This is a genomic window from Leclercia sp. UBA5958 (assembly GCF_002430365.1).
Classification (GTDB): Bacteria; Pseudomonadota; Gammaproteobacteria; order Enterobacterales; family Enterobacteriaceae; genus Enterobacter; species Enterobacter pneumoniae.
This window is the reverse complement of sequence record NZ_DJCE01000004.1, coordinates 333,865-346,625: the sequence shown is the minus strand read 5'-3', so window position 1 is coordinate 346,625 and position 12,761 is coordinate 333,865. Positions and strand designations below refer to the sequence as shown.

Below are 12,761 nucleotides of genomic sequence, written 5' to 3'. Positions count from 1 at the left end.
TAGATTATTTCAAACGAGGAGAAACACCCGGCCAGCAGGCCGGGAAAGGAAAGTGTGACGGGGGTCTTATTTAGCGCAGCCAGTCCGGCAGGTCGTTCAGACCCATTGCCTGGCGTAAAAGTTGGGGTTTCACGCCCGGAAGGGTATCGGCCAGCTTCAGGCCCAAGTCGCGCAGCAATTTTTTGGCCGGGTTAGCACCGGCAAAGAGTTCGCGAAAACCCTGCATCCCTGCCAGCATCATGGCGGCGCTATGTTTGCGGCTACGCTCATAGCGGCGCAGATAGAGATGCTGGCCAATGTCTTTACCCTGCTGATGCAGACGACGCAATTCAGCAACCAGCTCCGCGGCATCCATAAAGCCGAGATTGACCCCCTGCCCGGCCAGCGGATGAATGGTGTGGGCAGCATCCCCCACCAGCGCCAGACGATGCGCGGCAAACTGGCGGGCATAACGCCCCGTCAGCGGGAAGACAACACGTTCGCTTTCGACGCTGCAGAGCCCCAGGCGGTTATCAAACGCCACGCAAAGGGCCTGGTTAAAGGCCTCTGGTGTAGCATCGCGCATGGCCTGTGCCGCATCGGGAGAGAGCGACCAGACGATGGAACAGAGATGGGGATCGCTGAGCGGTAAAAAGGCCAGAATGCCGTCATTGTGGAAAATCTGCCGCGCCACGGCCTGATGCGGCTCAGCGGTGCGGATCGTCGCTACCAGCGCATGGTGATGGTAGTCCCACCAGGTCAGGGGGATATCGGCTTTGTTACGCAGCCAGGAGTTGGCGCCATCGGCTCCCACCATCAGGCGTGCCGTGAGCATGTCGCCGCTTTGCAGGGTGAGAAACGCCTCATTTTCTCCCCAGGCTACCTGCTGGATTTGCGCCGGCGCCAGTAGCGTGACATCGCTGCACTGTTCAGCTTTTTGCCACAGCGCCTGATGAATCACTGCATTTTCAACAATGTGGCCGAGATGGCTATAGCCCAGGCTCTCGTCATCAAAGGCAATGTGACCGAAGCTGTCTTTCTCCCACACTTCCATACCGTGATAGCAACTGGCGCGGCGCGCAACGATATCAGACCAGACGCCAAGGCGGGTAAGCAGCTTTTCGCTGGCGGCATTGATGGCCGACACGCGCAATTCGGGTGCCGCATCGGCGGCTATGGGCTGAGGCGGCTGCTGTTCGAGTACCGCCACGCGCAGGCCGCTACCCTGTAAGCCACAGGCTAACGCCAGCCCAACCATCCCACCACCGACAATGGCAACATCAACATTCTGCACTTGTTAACTCCTTAGCGAGCGACCCAACCGAGAGTCCTCTGCGCCAGCACGTCGCGTGCCGGAATGAATAATTCCATCGCCATCAGCCCTAAGTTGCGCCCCGCAACCAGCGGGGCCCAGCGGTTAGCGAACAGATGCACCAGCCCATCGGTAACGCCGATGGTCGCCTCTTTATCGCGCTGACGACGGTGTTGATATTGGCATAACAGGGGATACGCCCCGCAATCTTCTTGTCCGAAAAATGCCTGCGCCAGCGTTTCGGCGAGGGTCATCACGTCGCGCAGCCCCAGATTAAAGCCCTGCCCGGCAATCGGGTGCAGGGTCTGGGCGGCGTTACCCACCAGTGCTACGCGATGGGAAATAGCCTGACTGGCGGTGGTGAGCGCCAGCGGATAATGTGCGCGCTGCCCAACATGGGTAATGCGCCCTAACCGCCAGCCGAAAGCCTGTTGTAATTCGTTGCGAAAACGTTCGTCAGACCAGCCTTTGATCTCGTCCGCTTTCTCCAGCGGATGGCTCCAGACCAGCGAACTGCGCCCCTCAGACATGGGCAGCATCGCCAGAGGGCCGTATTCGGTGAAACGTTCAAAGGCACGGCCCTGATGCGCCACGGCAGTGGCAACGTTGGCGATAACCGCCAACTGGTGATAAGGCTGCTGCTGCCACTGGATACCACACTGCTGGCCCAGCGCTGAACGCGAGCCATCGGCGGCCACCAGCAACTCACCCGTGAGAGAGCTGCCATCATCAAGCGTCACGCTGACCTGATCGTCACTACGCGTGAAATGGGTAACACGTGCCGGACAATGCAGCGTCACGCCCGGCGCCTCTTTTAACAGACGGAAAAGCCGCAACCCCACATCATGGAGCTCGACTACCTGTCCAAGGGCATCGATACGATAATCCTGCGCTTCAAGGGTGACGAACCCGGCGTGGCCGCGATCGCTCACGTGCACGGTTTTGATCGCCGTCGCGCAGTCGGCAATCGCCTGCCAGATACCGATGCGGGCAAGGTGCTGACAGGTACCCTGCGCGATAGCGATAGCACGGGCATCGAAACCCGGATGGTCGTTACGCTGTGGTGCGACGGCTTCAATAAGATGGACGGGTAATTGCCCCCGGGTAAGCCGGGAGATCGCCAGCGCCAGCGTCGCGCCGGTCATGCCGCCGCCTACGATGATGACGCTCATGCGCGCGCCGCCGCCATCAACGCTTCGATATCGTCGGCTTTTTTCACCACCGTCGCCGTCAGGTTTTCATTACCGGTTTCGGTAATCACAATATCGTCTTCAATACGAATACCGATGCCGCGATATTGCGCCGGGACATCGGCATCCGGGGCAATGTACAGACCCGGCTCAACGGTGAGCACCATTCCCGGCTCCAGCACGCGGGAGCGGTCCGGGCCATAGAAGCCGACATCGTGGACATCCAGCCCCAGCCAGTGGCTAAGTCCGTGCATAAAGAAGGCGCGATGTGCGTTCTCTGCAATGAGCTGCTCCACGTCACCTTTGAGGATTTCGAGATTGACCAGCCCGGTGACCATAATACGCACCACTTCACCGGTCACCTCCTGAATGGTGGTGCCAGGGCGGAAGAGGATCAGCGCCGTCTCCAGCGAATCGAGGACAATATCGTAAATCGCACGCTGGGCAGGGGTGAACTTACCGTTAACCGGGAAGGTACGGGTAATGTCTCCCGCATAGCCTTTATACTCACACCCTGCATCGATCAGCACCAGATCCCCATCGCGAAGTTCGGATTCGTTTTCAGTGTAATGCAGAATGCAGCCGTTTTCGCCGCCGCCAACGATAGTGTTGTAAGAGGGGAAACGCGCGCCGTGGCGGGTAAACTCGTGCAGAATTTCCCCCTCCAGCTGATATTCAAACATCCCGGGGCGGCAGCGTTCCATGGCGCGGGTATGCGCCAGGGCGCTGATCTCACCGGCGCGACGCATTACCTCCAGCTCCTCGGGCGATTTAAACAGGCGCATCTCATGCACGACAGGGCGCCAGTCAGTCACAGACGCTGGTGCCTTCAGGTTCTGCCGTGAGCCTTTGCGCAGCGTATCGAGCGCAGTAAATACAATCTCATCGGCATACGCATACTCGCCCTGGGCGTGGTAGACCTCGTCCAGACCATTGAGCAACTGCGCGAGCTGTTCATTGATCTCACTGAAGGCCAGCGCACGGTCTACGCCCAGTTTTTCTGGTGCTGCCTCCTGCCCCAGCCGACGGCCAAACCAGATCTCGGCCGTCAGGTCGCGTACCCGGTTAAACAACACGCTGTGGTTATGGGTGTCATCGCTCTTAATCAGCACCAGCACGGCTTCGGGCTCGTTAAAGCCAGTGAAGTACCAAAAATCGCTGCTCTGGCGATAGGGGTACTCGCTATCGTTGCTGCGTGTGGCTTCCGGTGCGGCGAAAATAAGCGCGGCGCTGCCTGGCTTCATGGTCGCCAACAGCGCCTGACGGCGGCGAAGATACTCTTGCTGAGTCATGACACCCTCCAGTGGTTGTTCTTAATGTAAGGTTGGCTTCTTAACTTCCGGTGCTGTCGGTTTCACGCGCGTAAATGCGTCATGGCACAGCAGCGATGCTACGCGTACATACTCAATGATCTCTTCGAGAGACATCTCCAGCTCTTCCTGGTCTTCGTCTTCGTCATAGCCTAACTGGGCGATATTACGCAGATCATCGATGGCTTCACCCGCCTCACCGGTCACTTTATCCAGCTTCGGCTGCGTTACCCCCAGGCCAAGCAGGTAGTGGTTAACCCAACCGGCCAGCGCGTCGGCGCGCTCAAAGACGCTGACCTCATCGCCTTCAGGCAGATAAAGCTGAAAAAGGAAGCCGTCATCTTCCAGTGAATCGCTGGTCGCGGCGTGCATTTTTCGCAGGGCCTCGGCCAGCTCGTGGCCAAAAGCCAGCCCTTCGTTAGTCAGGTCGTGAACCAGCGGCAGCCATGAGCTGTCGTTGTTTCCGCCACACAGCATCCCGCTGATCAGACCGTGCATTTCAGCCGGGGTGAGCCCCACGCCCTGCTGGTTCAGTAACTGGCCAAATTCGTTGTAGCCAGGCATTTCGTTCTGTATAGACATGCGCATTCGTCATCATTGGGAGGAATATTCATGATATGCTACCACTTTGGACCCTGGTGACACCAGAAAAGGGCTTGTATCTCCGCACCAGGGTAGCTATAGTGTCGCCCCTTCGCAGGCCCCGGGCCGGATGTGAAGGTAGCGCAGTCAAACAGCAGGAAGGTGGCATGTCTGCACAACCCGTCGATATCCAAATTTTTGGCCGCTCGCTGCGAGTGAATTGCCCGCCTGAACAAAGGGATGCTCTGAATCAGGCTGCGGATGATCTGAATCAGCGGTTGCAAGATCTAAAAGAACGCACTAGAGTCACCAATACTGAGCAACTGGTTTTTATTGCCGCGTTGAACATCAGTTATGAACTGACTCAGGAAAAAGCGAAGACCCGCGATTACGCGGCGAGCATGGAACAACGTATTAAAATGCTCCAGCAGACCATTGAACAGGCGTTACTTGATCAGGGCCGCATTACCGAAAGAACGGGGCAAAACTTTGAATAACGCTTCACAGTTGACTATGGTAGAGTGACTGTGAAGAAAAAATTTCTCTGAGATGTTTGCATGTGGGCCAGTCCCCTGAGCCGATATTTCATACCACAAGAATGTGGCGCTCCATGGTCGGTGAGCATGCTCGGTTCGTCCGAGAAGCCTTAAGACTATGACGACACATTCACCTTGAACCAAGGGTTCAAGGGTTACAGCCCGCGGCGGCATCTCGGAGATTCCCTCTCTTCCTACTACCTCTTCATTACCCATGACGCAACTTCCTGAAGTCTCTTCATCCCGACAAGCCATTCGTCAAGCTATTCGCCAGCGCCGTCGCGCATTATCCGCCGAACAGCAAACCCTTTTTGCCCAACAAGCCGCCGCCCGCATGATGGCCTGGCCACCCGTATTGATGGCCCATACCGTGGCACTGTTTTTGTCGTTTGATGGCGAACTGGATACCCGACCGCTTATCGATGCGCTGTGGCGCGCCGGCAAGAAGGTCTATTTGCCCGTATTGCACCCCTTCAGCCCAGGCCATTTACTCTTCCTGCACTACCATCCCCACAGCGAGCTGGTGGTGAATCGTCTGAAAATCACCGAGCCAAAACTGGATGTTCGTGACGTGCTGCCTCTGAGCGAACTGGATGTATTGATTACGCCTCTGGTCGCCTTTGATGAGCACGGCCAACGGCTGGGGATGGGGGGCGGTTTTTACGATCGTACCCTGCAAAACTGGCAGCAATATGGCCTGCAGCCTGTGGGTTATGCTCATGATTGTCAGAGAGTGGAAGCGCTGCCGGTTGAGAAATGGGATATTCCGCTGCCTGCGGTGGTTACCCCGTCTAGGGTGTGGGAGTGGTAGAGATGTCGGGTAAGCGCGAACGCTACCCGACAAACTTGCAGGATTAGTACAGCAGACGGGCGCGAATGGTGCCCGGAATCGCCTTCATGCTCTGCAGCGCTTTCTCCGCCACATCTTCATCTGCTTCAATATCGATAACCACGTAGCCCATCTGGGCGTTAGTTTGCAGATACTGAGCCGCGATGTTCACGCCCTGCTCGGCGAAGATCTGGTTGATGGCGGTAAGCACGCCTGGTCGGTTTTCATGGATGTGCAGCAGACGACGGCCACCGTGAAGCGGCAGAGACACTTCCGGGAAGTTCACGGCAGAGAGCGTCGAACCGTTATCGGAGTATTTGCTCAGCTTGCCCGCCACTTCCAGACCGATATTCTCCTGCGCTTCCTGCGTTGAGCCACCAATGTGCGGCGTCAGGATCACGTTGTCGAATTCGCACAGCGGAGAGGTAAAGGGATCGCTGTTGGTTGCCGGTTCAGTCGGGAAGACGTCGATGGCGGCACCCGCCAGGTGTTTACGCTTCAGGGCATCGCACAGAGCCGGGATATCGACCACGGTACCGCGTGCGGCGTTGATCAGCAGTGAACCGGGCTTCATCAGCGCCAGCTCTTCCGCACCCATCATGTTTTTGGTGGAGGCATTTTCTGGCACGTGCAGGCTCACCACGTCGCTCATATTCAGCAGGTCGGAGAGATGCTGAACCTGAGTCGCGTTGCCCAGCGGCAATTTGCTCTCGATATCGTAAAAGAAGACGTTCATCCCCAGAGATTCCGCCAGAATACCGAGCTGAGTACCGATATGGCCGTAGCCGATGATGCCCAGTTTCTTACCGCGCGCTTCGAAAGAGCCGGACGCCAGTTTGTTCCAGATACCGCGGTGTGCTTTGGCATTCGCTTCCGGAATACCACGCAGCAGCAACAGCAGTTCGCCAATAACCAGCTCGGCAACAGAACGGGTGTTTGAGAACGGTGCGTTAAACACCGGAATACCGCGTTTCGCCGCAGCGCCGAGATCAACCTGGTTAGTGCCAATACAGAAGCAGCCGATAGCAACCAGCTTCTCAGCGGCGGAGATAACGTCTTCGGTCAGTTGGGTACGGGATCGCAGGCCAATGAAGTGTGCATCACGGATCGACTCTTTCAGCTGTTCAGTGTCCAGCGCACCTTTATGAAACTCAATGTTGGTGTAACCCGCCGCACGAAGGCTATCCAGTGCTTTTTGATGCACCCCTTCGACCAGCAGAAATTTAATTTTGTCTTTCTCCAGTGATACCTTTGCCATTTACCCGACCCTGTCTGATTGTCTGAACTGATGTTGTGCTGGATTTAAATCCGCTCCAGCCAACATATCAAAAAAAACTATTGCAGCAATATGAACGTTTGCGTCGGCTCTCTGAAGAAAAGTCATCCAGAGCAAAATGGCAGAGGAAAATGCTGGAGATGATAATGAAAGCGGCAGGATTGTCAGACGAGACCGAAAAACGTGATACAAGTCACCGAATTTGGCTTTTGCAAAATATTTAGCGGGGGGGCAACGCCCCCCACCAGATCATTTTGTGATGGTTTTGACGCCATCTGCGGTACCGATCAGCGCGACATCCGCGCCGCGATTGGCAAATAATCCTACCGTGACGACGCCCGGAAGCGCGTTGATCGCGTTTTCCATTGCGATAGCATCCAGAATTTCCAGACCGTGAACATCCAGAATCACGTTGCCGTTATCCGTAACCACGCCCTGACGGTATTCCGGACGACCACCCAGCTTCACCAGTTCGCGCGCCACAGCGCTGCGCGCCATCGGGATCACCTCAACCGGCAGGGGAAATGCACCCAGAATATCCACCTGCTTGGAGGCATCAGCAATACAAATAAACTTGTCAGCTACGGAGGCGATAATCTTCTCACGCGTTAGCGCCGCGCCGCCGCCTTTGATCATCTGCATATGACCATTGATCTCATCTGCACCATCGACATAGATCCCCAGACGATCCACTTCGTTGAGATCAAAAACGGTGATGCCCAGGCTTTTCAGTTTTTCGGTCGAGGCGTCAGAGCTAGAAACCGCGCCCTCGATCTGACCTTTCATCGTCCCCAGCGCATCAATAAAGTGTGCTGCGGTCGACCCCGTACCCACGCCAACAATGGTGCCCGGCTGCACATACTGGAGAGCGGCCCATCCTACTGCTTTTTTCAGTTCATCCTGTGTCATGATCTCATGCCTGTGGTGTCAATGCGTGACGCGCATTATAGAGCAAACACCTTGCCGGTGTGATCGGCGCGGTCACCAATTTCGTCTGTATCAAACATAAATTTATGTCATAGTGCGACGTAATGAATTTCCTGGGAGCCAGCCAAAGCAATGAAACGTCCGGACTACAGAACACTTCAGGCGCTTGATGCCGTTATTCGTGAACGCGGTTTTGAACGCGCGGCGCAAAAGCTGTGCATTACGCAATCCGCCGTATCACAACGTATCAAACAGCTGGAGAACATGTTCGGGCAGCCGCTGCTGGTTCGTACCGTACCACCGCGCCCAACCGAACAGGGGCAGAAGCTGCTGGCGTTGTTGCGTCAGGTTGAGCTGCTTGAAGAGGAGTGGCTGGGCGACGAGCAGACCGGCTCTACCCCACTGCTGCTGTCACTGGCGGTAAACGCCGACAGTCTGGCGACCTGGCTGCTGCCCGCGCTGGCGCCGGTCTTATCCGATTCGCCCATTCGTCTGAACCTGCAGGTTGAAGATGAAACCCGCACCCAGGAGCGTCTGCGTCGCGGGGAAGTGGTAGGCGCAGTCAGTATCCAGCCTCAGGCGCTGCCAAGCTGCCTGGTAGACCAGCTGGGGGCGCTGGATTACCTGTTCGTCGGGTCAAAAGCTTTTGCCGACCGCTATTTCCCGAACGGCGTGACCCGTGCCGCGCTGCTTAAAGCCCCTGCCGTGGCGTTCGACCATCTGGATGATATGCACCAGGCATTTTTACAACAGAACTTCGACCTGCCGCCAGGCAGCGTGCCGTGCCATATTGTTAACTCGTCAGAGGCCTTTGTGCAGCTGGCGCGTCAGGGCACCACCTGCTGTATGATTCCACACTTGCAGATTGAGAAAGAGCTGAACAGCGGCGAGCTTATCGACCTGACGCCAGGTCTCTATCAGCGCCGGATGTTGTACTGGCACCGTTTTGCGCCGGAAAGCCGCATGATGCGCAACGTGACGGATGCGCTGCTGGCCCACGGGCATAAGGTATTAAGACAGGATTAAACGTGAAAACCCTCTCCGGCTGGAGAGGGTTTAAGTGAAGCGTAAATCGTTACTGCGCTTTAGCCGCCGTATCCTGCTGCTGGCCCTGCGCAGGCTCAAGCTGGAACACCACATCAACCTGATCATCAAACTGAATCGTTGGCTGCTCGTAGGTTTCCTGTGCGGAGACCGGTGCTGAATCGGCCTTCATCATACGAACCATCGGGCTCGGCTGGTAGTTAGAGACGTGGTATCGAACGCTGTACACTGGCCCCAGCTTACTGTTGAAACCGGAAGCCAGCTGCTGAGCCTGACGCACGGCATCATCAATCGCCGCTTTACGTGCTTCGTCTTTGTATTTTTCAGGTTGCGCAACGCCCAGTGAGACGGAGCGAATCTCGTTCAGCCCCGCTTTCAGAGCGCCATCCAGTAGAGAGTTAAGTTTATCGAGCTGACGCACGGTCACTTCCACCGTACGCACGGCACGGTAGCCTTTCAGAATGCTTTTACCGTTCTGGTAATCGTAATCTGGCTGGGTACGCAAGTTGGCTGAGTTGATATCCTTTTTACCTACGCCGTTCTGCTCAATGAAAGAGAGATATTGCGCAACACGGTCGTCAGCCTGCTTCTTGGCTGTCGCGGCGTCTTTTGCCGCCACGTTCACTTCAATGGCCAGGGTGGCGATATCCGGTACCGCATCCACGCTTGCCGTACCTGAGGTAACAATATGCGGGCTGTCAGGCAATTCGCTGGCCTGAACAGATACGGCGGCAAAACCCATTAATGCCGCCAGGGCGATTGCATTCAACTTCACTTTCATTCCTCCATGCTGCGAAAGAGTGCCCATGTAGCAGGGCGCATGCCAGCAAGCTTAGCGGCTGCTGGCCTATTGTCCATAAGACAACGCTTAGTTGAATAGTTCACGGACGTGATAAATACCCTCTTTCGCCAACTGGAAGGCGATAAACCACATCACCAGCCCCACCAGGATGTTGATAATGCGCTGGGCTTTGGCGGTGCGCAGTCGCGGAGCCAGCCAGGCGGCGAGCAGCGCCAGACCGAAGAACCACAGGAATGAGGCGCTAATTGTCCCCAGCGCAAACCAGCGCTTCGGCTCTACGTCGAGCTGCCCCCCCAGACTGCCCAGTACGACAAAGGTATCAAGATAAACGTGCGGATTAAGCCAGGTGACGGCCAGCATAGTGACAATCAACTTCCAGCGTCCCTGCTTCATTACTTCGGCGGTCGCCAGTTCCAGATTACTGCTCATCGCGGTTTTCAGGGCGCCAAAGCCATACCAGAGTAAAAACGCCACCCCGCCCCAGGTCACCAGCGCCATCAGCCACGGTGACTGCATTAACAGGGCGCTGCCGCCAAAGATCCCCGCACAAATGAGCAGCAGATCGCTCACGGCACATAGCAGCGCAATCATCAGGTGATACTGGCGACGTATCCCCTGATTCATCACAAAGGCATTTTGTGGGCCGAGGGGAAGTATCATGGCCGCGCCTAGTGCAAGACCTTGAAAATAATAGGATAACATTCTTAATGTCTCATGCTGTTGTCTTAAGTGCAGACTATACTGCCAGAGCTTCATTAGTTGAAATTGATATTATTAATTGTTAATTAAAATAATTAATGGCAGTAGTGATTATTGTATAACAGAATCAATTCCGTTTATTTAACTCACCAGGGATTGGTATGAAACCTCATCGTAGATTGTTTTGTCTGTCGTTAGTTCTCACTGCCCTTTTCATGTCCTGCGCTGTTGGCCACGCGCAAACTGTGTTGCGCTACACCGATCACGAACCCTATGGCAACATGCGAACACGAGCCCTCAACGAGATTTTTTTCCATGCAGTTGAGCGTGAATCTCAGGGAAAGGTAAAAATAGAAGCTCACTGGGGAGGTGAGATATCCACCAGCTACAATGCGCTTACCACCGTTGCCGAAGGCAAAATAGCGGATATGGGTATTGTGGTTCCGGAGTATTCACCCGCCCAACTCCCTCTGCATCAGATTTTCAAAAGCTTCCCTGTTGGGCCGGATACGGGCGCAGCTCAGGTCGCCTTTTTTAAACACATATTTTTGCAGAATCCACAGTTCAGCCGCGAGCTGAACAACAACAACCTGATCAATCTGCAATTTTTCCTGGGCTATCCAGCCGGATTTTTCAGCACGGTACCGTCGCTACGGTTCGATGCGCTGGAGGGAACCCGCTGGCGCACAGCCAGCTTTTGGCACCAGGCGTGGCTCAGGAACGCGGGAGGAACGCCAATCTCAATGCCCTGGAACAACAACATTAGCGGGGCGTTGCGCAGCGGGCAGCTTGATGGTCTTCTGGTAAATCTTGATAGCGCCTGGGACATTCAGGCCCAGCGCGCAGCGCCGTGGGTAAGTTACTCTCCCGCGATGTGGCTGGGACATGTTTATCTATTAGCGATTAATAAAGAGGTGTGGGCGGCGCTGGATGCAAAAGATCAGGCTGCCATTCAACGGGCGGCGGCATCAACGGAAAAGCAACTGGGCACGCTACTCGACAAGAGTGTTCGTTCCCTGGGTAAGCGGATGGCAAAAGAGGGGGCTCACCTTCACATCCTGAGCCGTGCAGAGCTCGCGCGTTGGCAGGAAGCCACGAATTATCAACAGGTACAGGCAGAATGGATTCAGATTCAAGAAGAGAAAGGCAATAAAGATGCCGCTCTGATAATGCGTGCCGTGGGATTAGCGCTTAAGGATGCCTTGCAAAAATAGCCTTTAAACGACGCCCCCGCGATGCGTGGGCGTCATTAGACAGGTGTCAGTTACTCACTCGCGTTCTCTTTCACTCGCTTAAAGTTAACGTCCATCTGCGGATACGGGAAGCTAATACCGTTGGCATCGAAATCACGTTTGATGCGCTCCAGTACGTCCCAGTAAACGCTCTGCAGATCGCTGCTGTTACTCCAGACACGAACCACAAAGTTAATTGATGAGGCACCCAGCTCGTTGAGACGCACCGTCTTTTCACGATCGTTCAGAATACGATCGTCGGAGTCGATGATGTTGGTGAGCAGCTGTTTCACTTTATCAATATCAGAATCATACGCGACACCAATAATAAACTCGTTACGACGTACCGGTTCGCGTGAGAAGTTGATGATGTTATTAGCGATGATTTTACCGTTCGGGATGACCACGATACGGCCATCTACGGTACGCATAGTGGTAGAGAAGATCTGCACCTGCAATACCGTACCTGCCACCCCACCCAGATCAACGTACTCGCCGGAGCGGAACGGGCGGAAGGTTACCAGCAGCACGCCAGCCGCCAGGTTCGACAGGGAGCCCTGCAACGCCAGGCCAATCGCCAGACCGGCGGCACCCAATACGGCGATAACCGATGCCGTTTGCACCCCCACGCGGCCAAGCGCGGCGATCAGCGTAAAGGCAATAATACCGTAACGAACCAGCGCGGAGAGAAAGTCCGCAACCGTGGCATCAATGTGACGCGCGCGCATTACGCGGTTAACCGCATTCGAAATGATTCGTGCGACAATCATCCCGATGATGATGATCGCAATCGCCGCAACGATGTTTACCGCATAACTCAGCAGTAGCGCCTGGTTACGCACCAGCCAGGAGCCAGCGTTATTGATGCTATCTACAACACCGAGATCTTCCATTTATCTATCCTTATGCTCATTCAACGTCAGAACCCTCCCACAGAGGGACAGGCAAGTGAGTAAAGGGTAAACAAAAAGCCAGGGTTTTGCCAAACAGATCACAAAATCAGGGTTTACAGCTTATTGAAAAAGCATAAAAAAAGGCCCGCA

13 protein-coding genes and 1 other RNA gene are annotated in these 12,761 nt (G+C 55.4%); 5 read left to right on the top strand and 9 right to left on the bottom strand.

What is annotated here, in order from left to right:
- Positions 1-70: 70 nt before the first annotated feature.
- Genes ubiI through B2Q93_RS06155 form a run of 4 tightly spaced genes read right to left on the bottom strand, consistent with a single transcriptional unit; the run spans position 71 to position 4,373 of the window.
- Complete coding sequence (gene ubiI, locus B2Q93_RS06170) at positions 71-1,273, bottom strand: FAD-dependent 2-octaprenylphenol hydroxylase (RefSeq protein ID WP_040074132.1); 1,203 nt, start codon at positions 1,271-1,273, stop codon at positions 71-73.
- 11 nt (positions 1,274-1,284) lie between these two features.
- A complete protein-coding gene (gene ubiH / locus B2Q93_RS06165; protein ID WP_207292363.1) occupies positions 1,285-2,463 on the bottom strand; it encodes a 2-octaprenyl-6-methoxyphenyl hydroxylase in 1,179 nt (392 codons plus the stop codon).
- Positions 2,460-3,773: a Xaa-Pro aminopeptidase gene (gene pepP, locus B2Q93_RS06160; RefSeq protein WP_286932238.1), complete on the bottom strand. Its 1,314-nt coding sequence runs from the start codon at positions 3,771-3,773 to the stop codon at positions 2,460-2,462. The genes ubiH and pepP overlap by 4 nt, the downstream gene beginning before the upstream one ends.
- A gap of 21 nt (positions 3,774-3,794) precedes the next feature.
- Positions 3,795-4,373, bottom strand: coding sequence for a YecA family protein (locus B2Q93_RS06155; protein WP_154298974.1), 579 nt, complete (start codon positions 4,371-4,373; stop codon positions 3,795-3,797).
- A 167-nt stretch (positions 4,374-4,540) separates the two neighbouring features.
- On the opposite strand from B2Q93_RS06155, the gene zapA reads away from it, so the two are divergent.
- From zapA to B2Q93_RS06140, 3 genes are all read left to right on the top strand, one after another.
- On the top strand, positions 4,541-4,870 hold the full coding sequence (zapA, locus tag B2Q93_RS06150; protein ID WP_040074128.1) for a cell division protein ZapA: 330 nt from the start codon (positions 4,541-4,543) through the stop codon (positions 4,868-4,870).
- 41 nt (positions 4,871-4,911) lie between these two features.
- A non-coding RNA gene (gene ssrS, locus B2Q93_RS06145) (6S RNA) lies at positions 4,912-5,095 on the top strand.
- A gap of 28 nt (positions 5,096-5,123) precedes the next feature.
- Positions 5,124-5,720 carry a 5-formyltetrahydrofolate cyclo-ligase gene (locus B2Q93_RS06140; protein ID WP_286932236.1) on the top strand — a complete coding sequence of 199 codons (597 nt, stop codon included), beginning with the start codon at positions 5,124-5,126 and terminating at the stop codon, positions 5,718-5,720.
- Positions 5,721-5,763: 43 nt separating this feature from the next.
- Here the strand turns inward: B2Q93_RS06140 and serA are convergent, their stop codons facing one another.
- Together serA and rpiA are read right to left on the bottom strand one after the other, a co-directional pair.
- Positions 5,764-6,996, bottom strand: a complete 1,233-nt coding sequence (serA, locus tag B2Q93_RS06135; RefSeq protein ID WP_040074126.1) for a phosphoglycerate dehydrogenase — start codon at positions 6,994-6,996, stop codon at positions 5,764-5,766.
- A gap of 267 nt (positions 6,997-7,263) precedes the next feature.
- Positions 7,264-7,923, bottom strand: a complete 660-nt coding sequence (gene rpiA, locus B2Q93_RS06130; RefSeq protein WP_040074125.1) for a ribose-5-phosphate isomerase RpiA — start codon at positions 7,921-7,923, stop codon at positions 7,264-7,266.
- A gap of 150 nt (positions 7,924-8,073) precedes the next feature.
- On the opposite strand from rpiA, the gene argP reads away from it, so the two are divergent.
- Positions 8,074-8,967, top strand: a complete 894-nt coding sequence (gene argP, locus B2Q93_RS06125; protein ID WP_040074124.1) for a DNA-binding transcriptional regulator ArgP — start codon at positions 8,074-8,076, stop codon at positions 8,965-8,967.
- A gap of 49 nt (positions 8,968-9,016) precedes the next feature.
- Here the strand turns inward: argP and B2Q93_RS06120 are convergent, their stop codons facing one another.
- A complete protein-coding gene (locus B2Q93_RS06120; protein ID WP_046887163.1) occupies positions 9,017-9,760 on the bottom strand; it encodes an oxidative stress defense protein in 744 nt (247 codons plus the stop codon).
- A 93-nt stretch (positions 9,761-9,853) separates the two neighbouring features.
- The gene (gene argO, locus B2Q93_RS06115) at positions 9,854-10,489 is read right to left on the bottom strand and encodes an arginine exporter ArgO (RefSeq protein WP_046887124.1); all 636 of its coding nucleotides are present in this window, start codon (positions 10,487-10,489) and stop codon (positions 9,854-9,856) included.
- Between the two features lie 158 nt (positions 10,490-10,647).
- On the opposite strand from argO, the gene dctP reads away from it, so the two are divergent.
- Complete coding sequence (gene dctP, locus B2Q93_RS06110; protein WP_046887125.1) at positions 10,648-11,700, top strand: TRAP transporter substrate-binding protein DctP; 1,053 nt, start codon at positions 10,648-10,650, stop codon at positions 11,698-11,700.
- 50 nt (positions 11,701-11,750) lie between these two features.
- Here dctP and B2Q93_RS06105 read toward each other — a convergent pair whose 3' ends face one another.
- A complete protein-coding gene (locus B2Q93_RS06105) occupies positions 11,751-12,611 on the bottom strand; it encodes a small-conductance mechanosensitive channel MscS (RefSeq protein ID WP_046887126.1) in 861 nt (286 codons plus the stop codon).
- Positions 12,612-12,761: the final 150 nt, after the last annotated feature.

Coding starts and splice junctions, on each gene's coding strand:
- ubiH (WP_207292363.1), bottom strand. CDS start 2,463: ATGAGCGTCATCATCGTAGGCGGCGGCATGACCGGCGCGACGCTGGCG.
- pepP (WP_286932238.1), bottom strand. CDS start 3,773: ATGACTCAGCAAGAGTATCTTCGCCGCCGTCAGGCGCTGTTGGCGACC.
- B2Q93_RS06155 (WP_154298974.1), bottom strand. CDS start 4,373: ATGTCTATACAGAACGAAATGCCTGGCTACAACGAATTTGGCCAGTTA.
- zapA (WP_040074128.1), top strand. CDS start 4,541: ATGTCTGCACAACCCGTCGATATCCAAATTTTTGGCCGCTCGCTGCGA.
- B2Q93_RS06140 (WP_286932236.1), top strand. CDS start 5,124: ATGACGCAACTTCCTGAAGTCTCTTCATCCCGACAAGCCATTCGTCAA.
- serA (WP_040074126.1), bottom strand. CDS start 6,996: ATGGCAAAGGTATCACTGGAGAAAGACAAAATTAAATTTCTGCTGGTC.
- rpiA (WP_040074125.1), bottom strand. CDS start 7,923: ATGACACAGGATGAACTGAAAAAAGCAGTAGGATGGGCCGCTCTCCAG.
- argP (WP_040074124.1), top strand. CDS start 8,074: ATGAAACGTCCGGACTACAGAACACTTCAGGCGCTTGATGCCGTTATT.
- argO (WP_046887124.1), bottom strand. CDS start 10,489: ATGTTATCCTATTATTTTCAAGGTCTTGCACTAGGCGCGGCCATGATA.
- dctP (WP_046887125.1), top strand. CDS start 10,648: ATGAAACCTCATCGTAGATTGTTTTGTCTGTCGTTAGTTCTCACTGCC.
- B2Q93_RS06105 (WP_046887126.1), bottom strand. CDS start 12,611: ATGGAAGATCTCGGTGTTGTAGATAGCATCAATAACGCTGGCTCCTGG.